The 19270-nt window shown below is 58.0% G+C and carries 20 protein-coding genes; 7 read left to right on the plus strand and 13 right to left on the minus strand.

What is annotated here, in order from left to right:
* Positions 1 to 23 precede the first annotated feature (23 nt).
* Both WFL93_RS05130 and WFL93_RS05135 read left to right on the plus strand, forming a co-directional pair.
* Positions 24 to 335, plus strand: coding sequence for a type II toxin-antitoxin system HigB family toxin (locus tag WFL93_RS05130; protein ID WP_336777406.1), 312 nt, complete (start codon positions 24 to 26; stop codon positions 333 to 335).
* The gene (locus WFL93_RS05135; RefSeq protein WP_007887171.1) at positions 332 to 748 is read left to right on the plus strand and encodes a helix-turn-helix domain-containing protein; all 417 of its coding nucleotides are present in this window, start codon (positions 332 to 334) and stop codon (positions 746 to 748) included. The genes WFL93_RS05130 and WFL93_RS05135 overlap by 4 nt, the downstream gene beginning before the upstream one ends.
* Positions 749 to 787: 39 nt before the next feature.
* On the opposite strand, the gene katG is transcribed toward WFL93_RS05135, so the two are convergent.
* From katG to hpxU, 10 genes are all read right to left on the minus strand, one after another.
* Positions 788 to 2986, minus strand: coding sequence for a catalase/peroxidase HPI (gene katG / locus WFL93_RS05140; protein WP_336777382.1), 2199 nt, complete (start codon positions 2984 to 2986; stop codon positions 788 to 790).
* 148 nt (positions 2987 to 3134) lie between these two features.
* Positions 3135 to 3470 (minus strand): hydroxyisourate hydrolase, encoded by a 336-nt coding sequence (gene uraH / locus WFL93_RS05145; protein ID WP_007887173.1) that lies wholly within the window; start codon positions 3468 to 3470, stop codon positions 3135 to 3137.
* Positions 3467 to 3961 carry a 2-oxo-4-hydroxy-4-carboxy-5-ureidoimidazoline decarboxylase gene (gene uraD, locus WFL93_RS05150; protein ID WP_007887174.1) on the minus strand — a complete coding sequence of 165 codons (495 nt, stop codon included), beginning with the start codon at positions 3959 to 3961 and terminating at the stop codon, positions 3467 to 3469. Before uraD ends, uraH begins: the two co-directional genes overlap by 4 nt.
* 12 nt (positions 3962 to 3973) lie before the next feature.
* Positions 3974 to 5233: an allantoate amidohydrolase gene (gene hpxK / locus WFL93_RS05155; RefSeq protein ID WP_336777383.1), complete on the minus strand. Its 1260-nt coding sequence runs from the start codon at positions 5231 to 5233 to the stop codon at positions 3974 to 3976.
* A complete protein-coding gene (locus tag WFL93_RS05160) occupies positions 5230 to 6465 on the minus strand; it encodes a pyridoxal-phosphate-dependent aminotransferase family protein (RefSeq protein WP_007887177.1) in 1236 nt (411 codons plus the stop codon). The genes hpxK and WFL93_RS05160 overlap by 4 nt, the downstream gene beginning before the upstream one ends.
* A 26-nt stretch (positions 6466 to 6491) precedes the next feature.
* A complete protein-coding gene (locus tag WFL93_RS05165; RefSeq protein WP_007887180.1) occupies positions 6492 to 7223 on the minus strand; it encodes an amino acid ABC transporter ATP-binding protein in 732 nt (243 codons plus the stop codon).
* A complete protein-coding gene (locus WFL93_RS05170; protein ID WP_007887184.1) occupies positions 7204 to 7860 on the minus strand; it encodes an amino acid ABC transporter permease in 657 nt (218 codons plus the stop codon). Before WFL93_RS05170 ends, WFL93_RS05165 begins: the two co-directional genes overlap by 20 nt.
* Positions 7857 to 8522 (minus strand): amino acid ABC transporter permease, encoded by a 666-nt coding sequence (locus WFL93_RS05175; RefSeq protein ID WP_007887186.1) that lies wholly within the window; start codon positions 8520 to 8522, stop codon positions 7857 to 7859. The genes WFL93_RS05170 and WFL93_RS05175 overlap by 4 nt, the downstream gene beginning before the upstream one ends.
* A 3-nt stretch (positions 8523 to 8525) precedes the next feature.
* Positions 8526 to 9311 carry a transporter substrate-binding domain-containing protein gene (locus WFL93_RS05180; protein ID WP_007887188.1) on the minus strand — a complete coding sequence of 262 codons (786 nt, stop codon included), beginning with the start codon at positions 9309 to 9311 and terminating at the stop codon, positions 8526 to 8528.
* A gap of 192 nt (positions 9312 to 9503) precedes the next feature.
* Positions 9504 to 10343, minus strand: a complete 840-nt coding sequence (gene hpxU / locus WFL93_RS05185; RefSeq protein WP_049851199.1) for a MurR/RpiR family transcriptional regulator HpxU — start codon at positions 10341 to 10343, stop codon at positions 9504 to 9506.
* 227 nt (positions 10344 to 10570) lie between these two features.
* On the opposite strand from hpxU, the gene WFL93_RS05190 reads away from it, so the two are divergent.
* From WFL93_RS05190 to hpxZ, 4 genes are read left to right on the plus strand one after another with little or no spacing between them, the layout of a single operon-like run.
* Complete coding sequence (locus tag WFL93_RS05190; protein WP_336777384.1) at positions 10571 to 12157, plus strand: gamma-glutamyltransferase family protein; 1587 nt, start codon at positions 10571 to 10573, stop codon at positions 12155 to 12157.
* Positions 12158 to 12169: 12 nt separating this feature from the next.
* On the plus strand, positions 12170 to 12355 hold the full coding sequence (gene hpxX, locus WFL93_RS05195; RefSeq protein WP_007887196.1) for an oxalurate catabolism protein HpxX: 186 nt from the start codon (positions 12170 to 12172) through the stop codon (positions 12353 to 12355).
* Positions 12352 to 13749: an AtzE family amidohydrolase gene (locus WFL93_RS05200; RefSeq protein ID WP_049850747.1), complete on the plus strand. Its 1398-nt coding sequence runs from the start codon at positions 12352 to 12354 to the stop codon at positions 13747 to 13749. The genes hpxX and WFL93_RS05200 overlap by 4 nt, the downstream gene beginning before the upstream one ends.
* Positions 13750 to 13751: 2 nt before the next feature.
* The gene (hpxZ, locus tag WFL93_RS05205; RefSeq protein WP_336777385.1) at positions 13752 to 14135 is read left to right on the plus strand and encodes an oxalurate catabolism protein HpxZ; all 384 of its coding nucleotides are present in this window, start codon (positions 13752 to 13754) and stop codon (positions 14133 to 14135) included.
* A 919-nt stretch (positions 14136 to 15054) separates the two neighbouring features.
* On the opposite strand, the gene puuE is transcribed toward hpxZ, so the two are convergent.
* From puuE to WFL93_RS05220, 3 genes are read right to left on the minus strand one after another with little or no spacing between them, the layout of a single operon-like run.
* On the minus strand, positions 15055 to 16014 hold the full coding sequence (puuE, locus tag WFL93_RS05210; RefSeq protein WP_007887199.1) for an allantoinase PuuE: 960 nt from the start codon (positions 16012 to 16014) through the stop codon (positions 15055 to 15057).
* 35 nt (positions 16015 to 16049) lie between these two features.
* Positions 16050 to 16781 carry an allantoin racemase gene (hpxA, locus tag WFL93_RS05215; protein ID WP_336777386.1) on the minus strand — a complete coding sequence of 244 codons (732 nt, stop codon included), beginning with the start codon at positions 16779 to 16781 and terminating at the stop codon, positions 16050 to 16052.
* Positions 16778 to 17500, minus strand: a complete 723-nt coding sequence (locus tag WFL93_RS05220) for a GntR family transcriptional regulator (protein ID WP_336777387.1) — start codon at positions 17498 to 17500, stop codon at positions 16778 to 16780. Before WFL93_RS05220 ends, hpxA begins: the two co-directional genes overlap by 4 nt.
* Positions 17501 to 17645: 145 nt before the next feature.
* Between WFL93_RS05220 and WFL93_RS05225 the strand changes: the two genes are divergently transcribed.
* Entirely contained in the window at positions 17646 to 19139 is a 1494-nt protein-coding gene (locus tag WFL93_RS05225; protein WP_336777388.1) for an NCS1 family nucleobase:cation symporter-1, read from the plus strand.
* Positions 19140 to 19270: the final 131 nt, after the last annotated feature.

The raw sequence follows: 19270 nt of genomic DNA on the forward strand, positions 1-19270 counted from the left end.
TGTTGGAACATGTCGAGGGAATGATGCACGTTATCTCAAGGAGAGTGTTCACTGAAGCAACACGGAGATTTCCAAATGATGCAGCAGCATTGGATGCCACTTACAGAACCTTAAATGGCAACGTTTTCCTCGATCCCGATGCGCTAAAAGCTATTTTTCCAAGTCTTGATCGAATGAAATACCGAGCCAAATGGTGGGTGATTAACGTCGGCGGGAATAATCTCAGAGTGATGTTTTTTGCGGACTTCATTGCCCAACGGATTTTTATCAAACACATAGTGACCCATGCTGAGTATGACAAAGTGGTTAAGCATTATCGGGAGAATAAAGAATGATCGCCGAAGCCATTCAGGCCTCCAATAATCTGATCAAAGCGGTTCCGCTTCTGGGTGGAAGTCAATCAGAAGCTGATTACGAGCAGGCTTTGGAGCTGGTGGAGTATTTGATTGAACATCATCCTGCCCATCCGCTGATTGAAATGCTGGCTGATAAAGTTGCGAAATATGAGGATTCCGCCTCCGAGTTTTCAGAATTCAATAAACGTATCAATACATTGGCTGGCGGTGTTGCATTATTGCGGGTGTTAATGGATCAGCATCATCTCAACCAGTCATCTTTTGTGAATGAGATTGGTCAGCGATCTTATGTGAATCGTATTCTGAAAGGAGAGCGCAAGTTAACGGATAAACATAAGGCCGCATTGGCTAAACGTTTCAATCTGCCGTTCGAGGCGTTTCGCGAAGATTAAAGACAAAAGCCGCAGCGTATTTCGCTGCGGCTTGATTGATTACAGCTCGAACCGATCCAGATTCATCACTTTCGTCCAGGCGGCGACGAAGTCGGCCACGAACTTCTGCTTGGCATCGCTGCTGGCGTACACTTCTGCCAGAGCGCGCAAAATAGCATTCGAACCAAACACTAAGTCGGCACGCGTAGCGCTGAACTTCACTTCTCCCGTCAGACGATCACGGCCCTCAAACAGCTCTTCGCTCTCATCGGTGGCTTTCCATGCGGTACGCATGTCGAGCAGATTAACGAAGAAGTCGTTGCTCAACACGCCAACGCGATCGGTGAACACGCCGTGCTGGCCGCCATCGAAGTTGGTGCCCAATACGCGTAAACCACCCAGTAATGCCGTCAGTTCTGGCGCACTCAGCGTCAGCTGTTGCGCTTTATCCAGCAGCAGGGTTTCGGTTGAGGAACCTTTCGCACTACGACGATAGTTACGGAAACCATCGGCCAGCGGTTGCAGGAAGTTGAACGACTCGACGTCGGTTTGATCCTGACGCGCATCGACGCGGCCCGGCGTAAACGGCACTTGTGTCGCGACACCCGCAGCGGCGGCGGCCAGCTCGATACCCACGCTGCCCGCCAGCACAATGACGTCAGCCAGTGAAACTTTGCCCGATTCCTGCTGAATCTTCTGCAGGGTTGGCAGCACATCGGAAATAACGCTGGCGTTAACGGCCCAACCGTTTTGCGGGGCTAATGCCAGACGTGCGCCGTTGGCGCCACCGCGTTTGTCACCCCCGCGGAAGGTCGATGCTGAAGCCCAGGCGGCAGAAACCAGCTGACTGACGCTCAAGCCTGAAGCGGCAATGCGCGCTTTGATGTCGCTGATATCCGCCGGCGTAGGCTGATGAATGGCCTGCGGTAACGGATCCTGCCAGATCAGATCTTCTTTCGGCACTTCCGGACCAATATAACGCGCTTTTGGCCCCATATCACGGTGCGTCAGTTTGAACCAGGCGCGAGCAAAGGCTTCGTTAAACGCCTGCGGATCGTTGAGGAAGCGGCGCGAGATCTTGCCGAACTCTTCATCAAAACGCAGCGTCAGGTCGGTCACCAACATGGTCGGTTTGCGTTTTTTCTCGGGATCAAACGGATCCGGGATAATCGCTTCGGCATCCACCGCTTCGAATTGAATCGCGCCAGCTGGGCTGTGCGTCTGCACCCATTCATATTTGAACAGGTTCTCGAAGAAGTAATTGCTCCACTGCGTTGGCGTTTGCGTCCAGACCACTTCCAGGCCAGAAGTGATGGCATCTTTACCCACGCCGCTGCCGTAGCTGCTGCTCCAGCCAAGGCCCTGCGCTTCAATCGGTGACTCTTCCGGATCAACGCCAACGTGGCTGGCTGCTGCCGCGCCGTGGGTTTTACCCAAAGTATGACCGCCGGCGATCAGCGCCACGATCTCTTCGTCGTTCATACCCATATTGCCGAAGGTGGCACGAATGGCCGGTGCAGCGGATTTTGGATCGCCGCTGGCTTCCGGACCTTCCGGGTTAACGTAGATCAGGCCCATTTCGGTGGCGCCCAACGGGGCGTTGGCCAGCGCTTCCGGATGGCGATGTGCCAGCCATTCGGTTTCGTGGCCCCAGTCCACATCCATATCCGGTTCCCACACGTCTTCACGACCGGCACCAAAGCCGAAGGTGCGGAAGCCGGCGTTTTCCAGCGACACGTTGCCCGCCAGAATATAGAGATCGGCCCAGGAAATTTTCTGACCGTATTTTTGTTTCACCGGCCACAGCAGGCGACGCGCTTTATCGAGGCTGACGTTATCCGGCCATGAGTTAAGCGGCGCAAAACGCTGCTGACCACGGCCTGAACCACCGCGACCATCGATAGTGCGATAAGTACCCGCGCTGTGCCACGCCATGCGAATGAACAGCCCAATATAGCTGCCCCAGTCGGCTGGCCACCAGGATTGCGAATCGGTGAGAATCGCGCGGATGTCGGCTTTTAACGCGGAGTAATCGAGCTTGCTGAATTCATCGCGGTAGTTGAAGTCGTCACTGAGCGGGTTGGAACGGTTGGAGTGTTGGTTTAACAGATCGACACGCAGCATATTAGGCCACCAGTCGCGGTTAGATGTCCCGCTACCGGCACCGCGTGCTAAAACACTTTTCTCTTCTGACGCCCCGTGATGAAAGGGGCATTTACCTGAGGCTGCTGCATTATCGTTATTGTCGTGCGTGCTCATTTTTCGGCTCCATTGGCTTCACATTGCTTTCTATTATGCGACTAAGATTAGCCGCACTTAAGCCAAGAATATATTTGGATGAACCGAAGGTTTTGATAGTTGCTGGCTTTCAAGCGCAGCCGTGTGACGTGCCGCGCAAAACGGCAAATTAGCTACCGCGATAGGTCGACCACGACCACGGCGAGATGAGAAACGGCAGATGATAATGGCTGCCCGTGGTACCAATCACGAAATCGATTTGCGCGCTGACGTACAGCGCATCGCGCCCCTCGGCAGCAAAGTAGTCGCCAATCTCCGCGGTCAAACGATAGTGGCCTGGTGCGAGCGGTTCGGGTGTCAGATCTTTGATGCGCCCATCGCTGTCAGTTTCGCCTTCCACCAGCGGCAGCCACCCTTCCGGGCTGTTTTGCTCAAGGGAAACCGCGACGCCAATCGCCGGTTTGCCCAGCGCGGTATCGAGAATATGGGTAGTAATGGTGCTCATGTGATGCTTTCCTTCAGCCGTAACAGGGTAATTTCGCGCAGCTGCGTCAGCGCTTCACGCTGTTCGCTCTGTGCATCATTGTTCAACCGGCGCTGCAGTTCAGCCAGCATCTCCTCGCCGCTGCGCCCTTTGGCGCGAATCAGAAACACCCGGCCAAAACGCTGCTCATAGGTTTGATTGCCCGCCAGCATCGCCAGCTGCAGCGCACCGTTGGCCTGCTGCATCGCCGATTGCTCACTGCGCGATAGCGCCGCCTCTTTATTCGCGCCCGCCACCTTATCGCCAATACGTGGATGAGCGCTCAGCGCCTGCGTCAACGCATCGGCCTGCCACAACTGCGCCAGACGATCGGCGGTTTCCTGCAGCGCCGCCACATTGGCAAAAGGTCGCGCAGCCACCAGCGCCTGCTGCCAGGCCGGAATCGCCACGCAGTGCGCAATCGCCGCCTGCGCGGCTTCCGGTGGCAACTGATTGAAGCTTACCAAATCCATATTGCTGCTCCTTTATGCACGCGCGATGTCGCACACCGCTTGCAGATAAGCCTGCACACCGAGCGCCACATCCTCAGCCTGCACCGATTCCGCCGGATGATGGCTAATACCGCGATGATTACGCACAAACAACATCCCCACCGGCCAGCGTTCGGCGATGGCAATCGCATCGTGGCCCGCGCCGCTCGGTAGCGACAGGCTGCGCCCTTGCACGGTTTCCACCGCGTGGCTCAACGCCTGCTGCAGACGTGCATCGCAGGCCGTTGCGGCAATGTGGTAATACTCGTTAGCGCTAAAGGTTAAGCCGCGACGCAGCGCAATCGCCTGCGCCTGAGTCAGCAGCGTCGAGAGCAGGCGCTCTAGCGGCTCATCCTGCGGGCCGCGCACGTCAAGCGACAGCTGTACCTCGCCGGGGATAACGTTCACCGCGCCCGGTAAACAGCTCAGCGTACCGACCGTCGCCACCAGCTGCGGGTCGTGCTCGGCGGTGGTGTGTTCGATAAACACCATCCATTCGGCAGCGGCGGCCAGCGCATCTTTGCGATGCGTCATCGGCACGGTGCCGGCGTGACCGGCTTCTCCGATAAAACTGCAGTTCAGACGACGCGCGCCGTTAATCGCGGTGACCACGCCGAGCGCCAAATCTTCCTGCTCGAGACACGGACCTTGCTCAATATGCAGCTCCAGATAGGCCGCGATGTCATTCACATCGCGCGCCGCGTCGAGGATTTTTGCCGCATCGAAACCGACATCCTGCATCGCTTCCGCCACGGTGATGCCGTTGCCATCGGGATGCGTGACCCAACTTTCGGGCCAGCTGCCGGTCATGCCACGGCTGCCGAGCAGCGTAATGCCGAAACGCGTGCCCTCTTCATCGCCGAAGCCGATAATCTCAATCGCCAGCGGCAAACGCTGTTGACGATCGTGCAGCCACTGCACGGTTTCGATAGCGCTTAACACCCCGAGCATGCCGTCATAGCGACCGGCATTGCGTACCGTATCAAGGTGCGAACCGAGCAACAGCGCCTGCGCGCCCGGCTGCGTCGCTTCATAGCGGCCACAGATGTTGCCCACCGCATCCTGCCACGTCGTCATGCCCGCAGCCTGCATCCACTCAGCAACGCGTGCGTTAGCGCGCAGCTGTTCCGGCGACAGATAAACGCGCGTCAGCCCCTCTTCGCTTTCACTGATCGCCGCTAACGTGTCACAGCGCACCATGACGCGCGCGGCGGCCGATTGTGCCTCACTGGCGCTCATCAGGCTTTGTGTCATGCGCGGCTCCCGTAGAGATCCCACGCCGCCTGCATCGCGGCACCTTGCGTGGTGCGGTAACCCACGTGATTCAGCACCGCTTCCAGCGCACTCAGGGTTTGCATCACGCAATCTTTGCGCGCGTTGTAGCCCATGGTGCCGATGCGCCACACTTTGCCGTGCAGCGGACCAAAGGAGGTGCCGATTTCGATGCCGAAATCCTCCAGCACCAGCTTGCGTACCTGATCGCCATTCACGCCCTGCGGGATCACCACGCCGAGCACGTTATTCATTTTGTGTTTGAGGTCGCCGAAGGTTTCGAGGCCCATGCCCTGAATGCCTTTCAGCAGCGCATCGCCGTGCAGCTGGTGGCGCGCGATGCCGTTATCCAGCCCCTCTTCCAGCATCAGACGCGCACATTCACGCGCGCCAAACAGTGCGGTGGTGGCTTCTGTGTGGTGATTAAGACGCTCCGGGCCCCAGTAATCCATGATCATGCCGAGATCGAAATAGTTGGAGTAGATCATCTCGTCGTCGCCATCCTGATGATCGGCGGTGCGAATGCCCTCTTCCACGCACTTACGCTTGCGGATCACCGCTTCCATCTGCGGACTGAGGGTGATCGGCGAGGTGCCGGACGGTCCACCAAGGCATTTCTGCATCCCGGCAGAGACCGCATCGAGGCCCCACGCATCGGTCTCCAGCGCGTTACCGCCGAGTGACGCGGTGGCATCGGTGTAGAACAGCACGCCATATTTCTGGCAAATTGCGCCCAGCTCTTCCAGCGGCTGCAGCATGGTGGTGGAGGTATCGCCCTGCACCGTCAGCAGCAGGCGCGGCTGCACCTTTTTGATCGCATCTTCGATCTGATCCGGCGTGAATACTTCGCCCCATGGCACCTCAATGGTGTGCACTTCCGCGCGGCAGCGACGGGCAATTTCACACAGCAGATGACCAAAACGGCCGAACACTGGCACCAGCACTTTGTCGCCTGGACGGATCGCCGACAGCAGGATCGCTTCGATCCCGGCGCGTGAGGTGCCGTCGATCAGCATCGTCCAGCGGTTTTCAGTGCGAAATACGCCACGGTACAGCGCCATCACTTCATTCATGTAGTGCGTCATCGCCGGATCGTACTGACCAATCAGCTGGCTCGACATGGCGCGCAGCACGCGCGGATCGGCATTGATCGGGCCCGGTCCCATCAGCAGACGCTGTGGCGGATTGATTTGCGAAAATTGGCTGATATCCATGGGGTATTGATTCCTCATTGAGAGCTTCAGAGACGCACGGTCGAGATAAACTGCTTCAGCTCCGCCGTTTGCGGATTGGCGAACAGCGTTTTGCTGTCGCCCTGCTCCCAGACGCGCCCCTGATGCATAAAGACCACGCGATCGCCCACGTCGCGGGCGAAGTTCATTTCATGGGTGACGAGAATCAGCGTCATGCCTTCGGCAGCCAGCTGCTCCAGCACTTTCAGCACTTCGCCTACCAGCTCGGGATCGAGCGCTGAGGTGATCTCATCACAGAGTAAAACTTTAGGCTGCATCGCCAGCGCACGGGCAATCGCCACGCGCTGCTGCTGGCCGCCAGACAGATTGGCCGGGTAATAGTTAATACGTTCACCGAGGCCAACTTTCTCCAGCATCTGCGTCGCCAGCTCACGGCATTCGGCTTCGCTTTTCTTCAGCACGCGGCGCGGTGCCAGCATCACGTTTTCCAGCGCCGTCATGTGCGGGAACAGGTTGAAGTTCTGGAACACCATGCCAACCGAACGGCTGATTTCCCGCGCCTGTGATTCGCGATCGGTAATGGTCATGCCGCCGAGTTTGATGCTGCCTTCCTGATAGCCTTCCAGCCCGTTCATACAGCGCAACAGGGTACTTTTGCCCGATCCGCTGCGACCGATGATCGAGATCACTTCGCCATGATCGACGTCGAGATCGACCCCTTTCAGCACATGGTTGTCGCCGTAGTACTTCTGTACCTGATTAATGGTGATGAGCGGCATTGAATTTTTTCTCCAGGTACTGGCTGTAACGCGACAGCGGATAACACATCAGGAAGTAACCGAGCGCCACCAGGCCAAACACCTTGAAGGGCTCATACGTCACATTATTCAAAATGGTGCCGGCTTTGGTCAGTTCGACAAAACCGATAATCGACGCCAGCGCGGTGCCTTTAATCACCTGTACGGCAAAACCGACCGTGGGCGCGATGGCGATACGAATCGCCTGCGGCGCCACCACGCGAAACAGCGTTTGACCAAAGGTCAGGCCGAGGCAGCGCGACGCTTCCCATTGCCCTTTTGGCAAGGCGCGAATGCTGCCGTACCAGATATCCACCAGAAACGCGCTGGTGTAGAGCGTTAATGCCAGCGAGGCGGCGGTCCAGGGCGCCACGTCGATGCCGAACAGGCCCACGCCGAAGAAGGCGAGGAACAGCTGCATCAGCAGCGGCGTGCCCTGAAACAGCTCGGTGTAAGCGCGCACCAGGCGCATTGGCCATTTGCGTTTCAGCAAGCGCATAAACAGCAGCGGCAAGGTCACCAGCGTGCCGCCGAAAAACGCCACCAGCGAGAGTAAAATTGTCCAGCGCGCCGCCAGCAGCAGGTTACGCAGGATGTCCCAGTCGGTAAAAGTCGTCATGCCGGCTGCGCTCCTAACCATTTACGTCCCAGCGCCAGCAGCAGTTGGCGCATGGCAATCGACAACGCCAGATAGATCAGCGTGGTCACGAAATAGACTTCAAAACTCAAAAAGGTGCGCGACTGAATCAGGTTGGCGGCGAAGGTCAACTCTTCATACGACACCTGCGATACCACCGATGATCCGAGCATAACAATGATGCACTGGCTCACCAGCGCCGGATAAATGCGCTGCAGCGACGGCGGCAATACCACGCGTATAAAGGTTTGCGTACGGGTTAAGCCCAGCACGCGCCCCGCTTCCCATTGCCCGCGCGGCGTTACCTGAATCCCGGCGCGAATAATTTCGGTGCTGTAGGCACCGAGGTTAATCAACATCGCCAGCAGTGCGGCTTCGCCCGCCGTCAGTTTCAGACCAAGATTGGGCAAACCAAAGACGATAAAAAACAGCTGCACCACAAACGGCGTATTACGAATCAGTTCAACGTACACGCCCCAGAGGCGGCTCGCCCAGCTCGGTTTACCGCTGCGCAACGCCGCGCCGAGAATGCCGAGGCTAACGCCGCCCACGGTGGCGAGCACGGTGATCTGAACGGTGACCCACAGCCCGGCCAGCAGCTCTGGCCAATGTGGCCAGAGATCGGCAAAGTTAAGTTGCCCCATGTTTTATGCGCCGAGATTGGCTGGCAGCGGCGCTTTCAGCCACTCTTCCGACAGCTTGTTCAGCGTGCCGTCTTTGATGCCCTGCTCAATCAGCGCATTCACTTTCTCTTTCAGCGCCGGCTCATCTTTTTTCAGGCCGATGTAGCACGGTGAATCTTTCAACATGAACTGAGCAACCGGCGCTTTATCGGCGTTCTGGCGCGCAATCGCGGCTACTACCAGGTTACCGGTGGCGACATACTGCACCTGGCCAGAGAGATAAGCTGACAGCGTGGTGTTGTTATCTTCATAACGTTTCACCTGCGCCTCTTTCGGCGCGATATCGCTCAATACCATGTCTTCTACCGCACCGCGCGTTACGCCGATGGATTTGCCGCTCAGCGCCGCCGCATCTTTCAGCGTGTCGCCTTTCGGACCAAACACGCCAAGGAAGAACGGCGCGTAGGCGCGGGTGAAATCGATCACTTTTTCGCGCTCGGCGTTTTTGCCCATGCTGGAGATCACCAGATCGACTTTATCGGTTTGCAGATACGGTACGCGGTTGGCACTGGAAACCGGCACCAGCTGCAACTTCAGTTTCATCTGTTTGGCGAGGTACTTCGCCATATCGATATCGTAGCCCTGCGGCTGCAAATCGGTGCCCACCGAGCCGAACGGCGGGAAATCCTGTGGTACCGCTACGCGAATCACGCCGCGCTTCTGGATATCCTGCAACTGATCGGCCATCGCGCTACCGACCTGCGCCATCAGCAAAGCCGCGCCCGCTACCGCCAATAATACTTTTTTCATTATGCACCCCGGTGAGTTTACGTGAAACAAAAGATTCTTGATGAATCATTCTGCAACTAATGTGCCAACCGCAGCGTCAGGGAAAGAAAGCGGAAAAATTGAGGTTTTACTGAATACAAGGCGAAAAAAACGGGCATGGTGCCCGTGGGAGTTAACGATCTAAAACAGTGCAATGCACCATAATGGCGCCCGTTAACGGTGTTCCAGCTCGTCGAGATGCTGATAAAGATCGGCGATTTGGTGGATGCGCTGACGCCCCTGCGACAACATTTCATGCAGCAAGGCGTTGGCCAGCAGATTAATCAGGCTCATGGCGGAGGCGTAACTGTCAAAGGCGGAAACGCTGTCGAGCGGTGCGCACAGCTGCCAGCTCGCCAGCGTAATGATGCCCTGCGCCTGCGGCTCACACAGCGCCAGCACCGGAATGTGGCTCTGCTGCAGCTGCTGCATCAGCGGACGAATGATGCGTGGACGGCGACGAAACGCCATCACCACTACAATATCCTCCGGCGTTATATCCACCAGCTCTTCGCCCAGCGTCTGGCCCGGCTGCGGCAGGACATGCACCTGCGGACGCGCCTGCATCAGCTGCTGACGCAGGTGCAGCGCCACCGGATACGCGTTACGCATGCCGATGATAAACACCCGTTTAGCCACGCCCAGCGCCGCAATCACCTCACCGAACTGCTGCGGATCGATGCTGTTGACCCACTGCGTCAGGTTGGCCATCTCTTGTTTATAGTGGCGCGACAGCAAGGTGTTGCCCTGCACCGCATCGCGGTTGTCGGTGAGCGGCATACCGCTCTGGCGTAGGATGCGCAGCTCATCGCGCATGTCCTTGTATTTCTCGTAACCGAGACGCTTGAACAAACGGCTCACCGTGGCCTTTGACACCCCGCTCAGCCGCGCCAGTTCGGCGCTGTTATAGCTGATCAGATCATCAAAATGGTCAAACACGAAGTCGGCAATGCGCTGCTCCTGCGGCGACAATTGCGGATAGTGACTGCGTAGGCGTTCATCAAGTTGTTTCATCATCGGTCCTGTAACTTTCGTTTCACCACAAGCTAGCATAAATCGATCCAGATTGATGTCCGACCAAAACTGGAACAGCTCTTGCTTAGTTTTGTGCAGTATCTGCCAGGTGCGCATAAACCCGCACATTCCGTAGCGGCGCAATTTATTGCGCGATAAATCGCGCCGCTACGGAATGTGCGGGGATTAAACAGCGTGCTCTCAAAAGAACAAGAGAAGAAATCACTATGATACAGAGCAACATGGCGCCGTTAGGCATGGCCGTTACGCCGCATCATCTCGCCAGCGAAAGCGCATTAGCGGTGCTGCGTGAAGGCGGCAGCGCAATTGAGGCGATGGTCGCCGCGGCTGCCACCATCGCCGTGGTTTATCCCCACATGAATGGCTTAGGCGGCGACGGCTTCTGGCTGATCGTGCCGCCGAATGGCGATCCGATCGCCATTGACGCCAGCGGCGCAGCGGGAACGCTGGCGCACCTCGATTTCTATCACGGCGAAACCCACATTCCGCATCGCGGCCCGAAAGCCGCATTAACCGTCGCCGGCACCGTCAGCGGCTGGCAGGAAGCGCTCACGCTGGCGCAGGAACTGGGTGCTGCGCCGATGCCGTTAACGCGCCTGCTGCGCGATGCGATTCGCTATGCCGCTGACGGGATTCCGGTCACCGCTTCGCAAGCCGCTGCCACCGCCGCCAAGCAGCATGAACTGCAGCATCAGCCCGGTTTTGCCGCCACTTACTTACCGGACGGCAGCGTGCCCGCCGCAGGCAGCCGCTTCACCCAACCGGCGCTGGCCAATACGCTGAGCATGCTGTGCGATCACGGGCTGGAGAGTTTTTATCGCGGTGAACTGGCACATCATCTGGCGCGCGAAATGACCGCGCTCGGTATGCCGATCACGCTGGAAGATTTGCAGACGCACCACGCCCGCCGCTGCACGCCGCTGCATCTGGCGCATAGCGAAGGCGATATCTGGAATATGACGCCGCCGACCCAGGGTTTGGTGTCGCTGGCAATCCTCGGCATCACCGATCGGCTGGATATGGCGGACGCCGATGAGGCGCAAACCGTGCACCGTATCGTCGAAGCCACCAAAAAAGCCTTTGCGCTGCGCGACCAGCACATTACCGATCCGCGCCATATCGACGTTGATATACAAAGCCTGCTGGATGATGCGCATCTCAGCACGCTGGCAGCGCAGGTGGATGAGCAGCAAGCGGCGCCGTGGGGCACCGGGCGCGGACCCGGCGACACGGTGTGGATGGGCGTGATGGACAGCAGCGGGCTGGCGGTTTCCTTTATCCAGAGCATCTACCACGAATTTGGCAGCGGCGTGGTGCTGCCCGGCACCGGCATCACCTGGCAAAACCGTGGCGCTGCGTTCAGCCTGCAGCCCGATCATCTGCTGGCGTTGCAGCCGGGCAAACAGCCGTTCCACACGCTTAATCCTGCCGCCGCGCGTCTTAAAGATGGCCGCACCATGGTGTATGGATCGATGGGCGGCGACGGCCAGCCACAAACCCAGGCGGCGATTTTCACCCGCCATGTGATTCAGGGGCATCCTCTGCAACAGGCGGTGAGTGCGCCGCGCTGGCTGCTGGGGCGCACGTGGGGACAATCATCGGATTCACTCAAGCTGGAAGCGCGCATCGCGCCGGAAACGGTGCAGCAGCTGCGCGCGCTCGGCCATGAGGTGGAACTGCTGCCTGATTTCAGTGAAGTGGTCGGCCATGCGGGTGCGATCGTGCGACACAACAACGGCATGCTGGAAGGCGCGTTTGATCCGCGCAGCAACGGCAGCGCCGCCGGTTTCTAACGGAGATTTTTTATGAGCAAACAACCGGATTGGGCCACCTATATCGCCCAAATGGAGCAGATACTGGCACTGGAGCTGGACGACGCGCGCCGTGCCGAGCTGCTGACACAGTTCAACCGCATCGCCGCGATGGCCGAGCCGCTGATGGCGCTGCCGCTCGACGATCGGCTGGAAGTGGCAGGAGTGTTCCATCCATGAAACTGTCGTCACTTTCGATTAACGCCCTACAGCAGGCGCTGCGCCAGGGCGAAATCAGCGCCCGCGAGATCGCGCAAACAACGCTAGCGGCGATTGAGCAACATAATCCGGCGCTCAATGCCTGGACCGAAGTGACTGGCCAGCGCATGTTACGTGAGGCCGAGCAAATTGATCAGCAACGCCAGCGCGGCGACGCATTACCGCCGTTGGCCGGCATCCCCTACGCGGTGAAAAACCTGTTTGATGTCGCCGGACACAGCACCTTAGCCGGTGCCAGCCTGTTCAGCGATCGCGCGGCGGCGCGTCAGGATGCCTGGGCGGTAAGCAAACTGCGCCAGTCCGGCGCGCTGCTCTCCGGCATGCTGAATATGGATGCCTACGCCTATGGCTTTACCACCGAAAACACCCATTACGGCGCGACACACAATCCACGCGATTTAACCCGCGTAGCGGGCGGCTCATCCGGCGGTTCAGCGGCAGCGGTGGCGGCGGGTTTGGTGCATTTTTCACTCGGCACCGACACCAACGGTTCGATCCGCGTGCCCGCTTCGCTGTGCGGCATATTCGGTTTAAAACCGACCTTTGGTCGCCTGTCGCGTAGCGGCAGCCATCCGTTTGTCGCCAGCCTCGATCACATCGGCCCGTTTGCCCGTTCGGTGGAAGATTTAGGTCTGGTGTATGACACTCTGCAAGGCGCGGATGCCAGCGATGCTTTCCAGGCCGCCCAGCCGGTTGCGCCGGTCAGCGATGTACTGCGCCACGGCGCAGAAGGCGTGCGCAGCGCAGTACTCGGTGGTTTCTTCTCAACCTGGTGCAGCGATGAAGCACGCGCAGCCGTCGCGGTTGTGGCTAAGGCGCTGAATGCGTTAGACGAAGTGACTCTACCGAATGCTGAAATCGCGCGTTCGGCGGCCTTTATCATGACCGCTGCGGAAGGCGGCAATCACTACTTGCCAGCGCTGCGCACCCAACCGGAGCAGTTCGAGCCTAATTCGCGTGAACGCTTGTTGGCTGGCGCAATGCTGCCCTCGGCGTGGTATGTACAGGCACAGCGTTTCCGCCGTCACTTCCAGCAGCAGGTGCTACCGCTGTTTGAGCAGTTCGATGTGCTGATCGCCCCTGCCACGCCGTGCACCGCCACCACCATCGGTCAGGAAACCATTCACATCAACGGCCAGGATTTGCCGACGCGCGCCAGCATGGGCATGCTCACCCAGCCGATCTCCTTCCTCGGCTTACCGGTGTGCACCGTACCGCTGCACACCGCCAGCGGCTTGCCAATTGGTTTGCAATTGATCGCCGCACCGTTTAAAGAACATCTTGCACTGCGCGCCGCCTGGGCGCTGCAACAGCAGGGGCTGACGCTGCCACAAACCACCTTAATGGACGCCTGAAGATGACACCTGAAGATATCGACCGCCCGGCGGTACTCGCCGAAGTCACCGCCGCCTTTTACCGTTACGAGCAAGCGCTGATTAGCAATGACGTCACGGTGCTGGATGAACTGTTCTGGCACGACCCACGCACCGTGCGCCTCGGCGCGGGCGAGAATCTGTATGGCATCGACGAGATCCGCGCGTTTCGCGCCGCGCGCCCGTCAAAAGGCCTGGATCGTACGCTGCGCAATACGGTGATCACCACTTTTGGTGATGATTATGCGGTGTGCAGTACTGAGTTTACGCGCGAGGGCGTGGAGAAGATTGGGCGTCAACAACAGACATGGGTCCGGATGCCGGACGGGTGGCGAATTGTTGCAGCACAGGTCAGCTTAATGAGCTGAGGGCGCAGCGTTTCGCCCTGATTGGCAATCAGACTGCTGCTTTCAACTTCCACTTCAAGGTCAATGTCAAGGTCAAGGTCAAGGGTAAGGGTAAGGGTAAGGTCAAGGTCAAGGTCAAGGTCAAGGTCAAGGTCAAGGGCGGTTTCGATTGTCCTGCGGACAACCGACCCAGGGGAGGCAGTCGCCCCTCCCCTGGGAACCCGGGCTTTTCGGCAGCACTATCGCCCGCTACGCGGGTTCCCTCGTCAAATCCCACTTCCTGACGGACCGGCCCTGATTCGCCATCCTGGCTCAGCAGGCCCTTTCGCCGCCGTCCTGGCGGCTCATCCTGGAAGCAGGCTTCTCCTCGGCGAGAGTGATGCCGACTCAACCCCCCCGCTGTAAAATCAAAAATAAAATCAGAAAATATTATCGCGATACGATCTCTTTTTTGGTTCAGAGGTTTGGCAGCAGGAGAGTGTCGTCAGAATTGCCGAACAGAGGGGATTCCAGGATGAGCCGCCAGGACAGCGCCGAAAGTGATGCCGACTCAACACCCCCCGCTGAAATAAATTTAATAAAATCAAATATTCTTATCGCGATGCGATCTCTTTTTAGGGCAGAGGTTTGGCAGCATGGTGGGTGTCGTCAGAATTGCCGAACGGAGGGGGGATTCCAGGATGAGCCGCCAGGACGGCGGCGAGAGGCTGCGCTGAGCAGGAGCGAATCGCAGCCGGTCCGTCAGGAATTCACCTGAAGTGAGGGGACCGCGCAGCGGCAATTCTGCCGACAAAGAGACCGGGTCCCCAGGGGAGGGGCGACTGCCTCCCCTGGGTCGGTTGTCCGCAGGACAATCGAAACCGCCCTTGACCTTGGAGTTGCCTTTAAGCCTTTAAGCCTTTAAGCCTTTAAAAGCAGTCTGGCTGCAAGCCAGCGCCCATCAAGCATCCGGCGCGGGATGCGTCTCTATCCAATGGTCGGCGATTTGCTGCCTTGTACACACCCACACATCCTGATGCTGCTGAATATGATCGAGGAAGCGCTGCAGTCCGCGGAATTTCCCCGGACGCCCCAGCAGGCGACAGTGCATGCCAATCGACATCATCTTCGGCGCGGTTTCGCCCTCCTCGTACAGCACATCAAAGGTGTCGCGCAGGTAGGTGAAGAACTGCTCTGCAGTGTTGAAGCCCTGCGGCGAGGCGAAGCGCATGTCGTTGCACTCCAGCGTATAAGGAATGATCAGGTGCGGTTTTACCGTGCCGTCCTGACAGGTGACCTGCGTCCAGAATGGCAGGTCGTCGCCGTAGTAATCGCTGTCGTAGCTGAAGCCGCCCTGCTCCACCACCAAACGCCGCGTGTTGGGGCTGTCGCGGCCGGTGTACCAGCCGGTCGGCGCTTTACCGAACAAATCGGTTAACACGTCGACCGCCTGCTGCATATGCTGGCGCTCGGTTTTGGCGTCCATCGCCTGATAGTGGATCCAGCGCCAGCCATGGCTGACCACGTCGTAATCCGCCGCTTTAATCGCTGCAACGATATCCGGGTGACGCGCCAGCGCCATCGCTACGCCAAACACCGTGAGCGGCAAACCGCGCTTTTGAAATTCGTTGTGGATGCGCCAGAAACCGGCGCGCGAGCCGTATTCATATAGCGAATCCATCGACATGTGACGATCGGCGTAGCTGGCCGCACCGATGATATCAGAAAGAAACTGTTCGGAACCGGCATCGCCGTGCAGCACGTTATTCTCGGCGCCCTCTTCGTAATTCAGGACGAACTGCACCGCCACGCGCGCCTTACCCGGCCACTGCGCATGCGGTGGCTGGCCAGCATAGCCGATCAGATCGCGTGGATAGTTCTTGTTGAAGCTGTACTCTTTCTTTTCAGATACATCACTCATTCTGCAAGTTCCTGTCGTCAGTCCTCAACCAGCACTTAGTTTAGGTGCTGAAATGCCCCGCTGAGCGGTTTTTCGAGCGGATAATCGAGATCGCCATGCTTGCTGGTGCCAAAGCCTAACGCCACCAGCGACTCCACCATTTTCACCGCGGCGCTTACGCCATCGATCACCGGTAGTCCCAGCTCTTTGGTGAGATCCTGGGCGAGCGTGGCCATGCCGCCGCAGCCCAGCACAATCGCACCGCTGCCATCTTCGCGTTTCGCCTGAATGCAGCGCTGACGCACCTTCTCCTGCGCCACGCCGCTGCCGTCCTCCAGCGCCAGCACCGGCAGATCAATGGCGTGCAACGCAGCACAATGGTGGGTAAAACCGTATTGCTGCAGCAGATGGCGAGCAATCACCAGCGTACGCGGTAAGGTGGTGACGATCGAAAAACGCGTCGCCACCAGCGTGGCGGTGTGCATCGCTGCTTCCGCGATGCCGATCACCGGTCCGCTCGCCAGTTCGCGTGCCGCCAGTAATCCCGGATCGCCAAAGCAGGCAATAATATGGCCGCTAACGCCCTGCTCTTTGCCGCGCTTCACCTGCTCCAGCACGCCAATCGCCGCAATGGCTTCATCAAAATGCCCTTCAATCGACGGCACGCCGTGGCTCGGGCACACCGCCAGAATTTCGGTGCCTGGCGCGGCGACCGTGCGCGCGGCGGCGCCAATGGTTTCCGTCATCGCCAGGCTGGTGTTGGGATTGATCACCTGGATCAGGCTCATGATGCCGCTCCTTTGTTACCGGCAAATAACCGGGAGAAATCAGGCAAGGTTTCGCCGCTGCGCTCAAAGTGCAGGCTGGCAACAATGTGTTCGAAGTGTTGCTGCAGTGCGGCAGTTAACGCCGGTAGATCTTTTTTTCGCAGCAGATCCACCAGCCGATCGTGATGATCGCAACGGCAGCCGCGCTGCCACGGCGCACCGTACGCGGCGATCACCAGCGACGAGCGCTGCGTCAGACGCGTCACCATATCGGTGAGCACTTCATTACCCGATATCGCTTGCAGCTGAATATGAAAGGCGGCAGACAGCCGAATCGCGGCGGCACCATCATGCTGATCGTGCGCCTGCTGCTCGGCTTCAATCAGAGCCGCCAGCGCGGCTAAGTGCGGTTGCTGTATGTGGGTCATCACCGCGGGCAAATTTGTGCACTCTAATAAGCTGCGGGTAGCAAAGATATCGCGTGCTTCATCCACGCCCGGCGTGGCCACTTGTGCACCACGCCTGGGCGACAAGGTGATCATTTGCACCGCGGCGAGGCGTTGCAGCACCTTACGAATGCCGGTGCGGCTGACACCAAACACCTCAGATAACGCTTCTTCCGGCAATTTACTGCCCGGCGGCAGTTGATGCTCAACAATGGCGGTGAGAAGCGCCTGGTAGATGGGTTCATCGCGATCGTTCAGATCGGCAGCCGTTTTCTGGCCTGTTTCACTCTTCATTACCTGCTCCGGTAAGTGACTGTGTGCTGCACATCGTATACGTGAAATGAATTTTTTGTATACAAGAAATCAAATGTGGCCTGGATCCTGCAATACCGTTTCACGCTGTGATTATTCTTCCATGATGTAGAGAGGAGCAGGTTTCATGCCAAATCATTCTGAAGTGACCTCGCGGGTGGCCTCTGAAGCCAACGCACAATACAGTCCGCGCCTGTGCAATGACGATCTGGCGCCAACGCGCGACCAGAACTGGTCGTGGTACAACATCTTTTCTTTCTGGATGTCGGATGTGCATAGCATGGGCGGCTATGTCGTTGCCGCCAGCTTCTTTACTTTAGGTCTGGCGAGCTGGCAGGTTCTGCTGTGTTTGTTAGTGGGCATCTGCATCGTGCAGCTGTGCGCTAATCTGGTGGCCAAACCGAGCCAGATGGCAGGCGTGCCGTACGCGGTGATTTCGCGTCAGGCGTTTGGCGTGTTTGGTGCCAATATCCCGGCGATCATTCGCGGGCTGATCGCCTTTGCCTGGTACGGCATCCAGACATATCTGGCGGCCAACGCGTTAATGCTGGTGCTGCTAAAGTTCTTCCCGACGCTTAGCAGCATGACGCAGAGCAGCTGGCTCGGCTTATCGCAGCTGGGCTGGTGCTGTTTTGGTGTGATGTGGTTACTGCAGGCGATGGTGTTCTGGCATGGGATGAACGCGATTAAACGCTTTATCGATGTCGCGGGTCCAGCGGTATATGTGGTGATGGTGGCGCTGGCTGGCTGGATTGTATACAAAACCGGTTTCGACGGTATCTCCTTCACTCTGGCCAGCAAACAGCTAAGCACCGGCGAGCAAACCTGGCAGATGATCACCGCCACCGCGCTGGTGGTCTCTTACTTCTCGGGTCCGCTGCTCAACTTTGGTGACTTCTCACGTTACGGTAAAAGCATGGGCGAAATTCGTCGCGGCAACCGCTGGGGCTTACCGTTCAACTTCCTGCTGTTCTCGATTGTCACCGTGGTGATTGTTTCCGGCACTCAGTCGCTGTTCGGCAGAATGATTACCGATCCGATTGAGACCGTCAGCATGGTGGGTAACGACGTGGCGGTGGCAATTGGCCTGCTGACCATGATAATCGCCACCATCGGCATTAATATCGTGGCCAACTTTGTTTCGCCAGCGTTCGACTTCTCTAACTGCTCACCGCAGAAAATCAGCTTCCGTACCGGTGGCATGATTGCTGCGGTTGGCTCGGTATTGCTGACGCCGTGGAACCTGTTCCAGTCACCGGAGCTGATTCACTATACACTGGATGTGCTGGGTGCGTTTATTGGGCCGCTGTTCGGTATTCTGATTGCTGATTTCTATTTGATTAAACGCAGCAAAGTCTACGTTGACGATCTGTTTGATGACACGCCGAAAGGACGTTACTGGTATCGCGGCGGCTTCAACCCAAAAGCGATTGCCGCGCTGCTGCCGTCAGTGGCGATTGGTCTGGTGATCAGTTTTATTCCCTCACTGCATGCAGTCGCGAACTTTAGCTGGTTTATCGGTGTGGCATTGGGCGCCGGTTGCTATCGCTGGCTGGCGCGTGCTGACCGTGAAGCGTCGGTCGCGGCGTATCGCACGACTGTGGCGGTGCAGAAGGATTAATGGTGGGCTGGTCGCCATGAAGGTACGACCGGGCACATAGGTAACAGATCAGACCGGGCACATAGGTAACACATTTGTGCTCAGTCTATCCGGATAATACGTTTTTCTGCCTGGTCATAATACGCCAGTAT

It is taken from the genome of Pantoea sp. USHLN256 (genome assembly GCF_037149875.1).
GTDB lineage: Bacteria > Pseudomonadota > Gammaproteobacteria > Enterobacterales > Enterobacteriaceae > Pantoea > Pantoea nemavictus.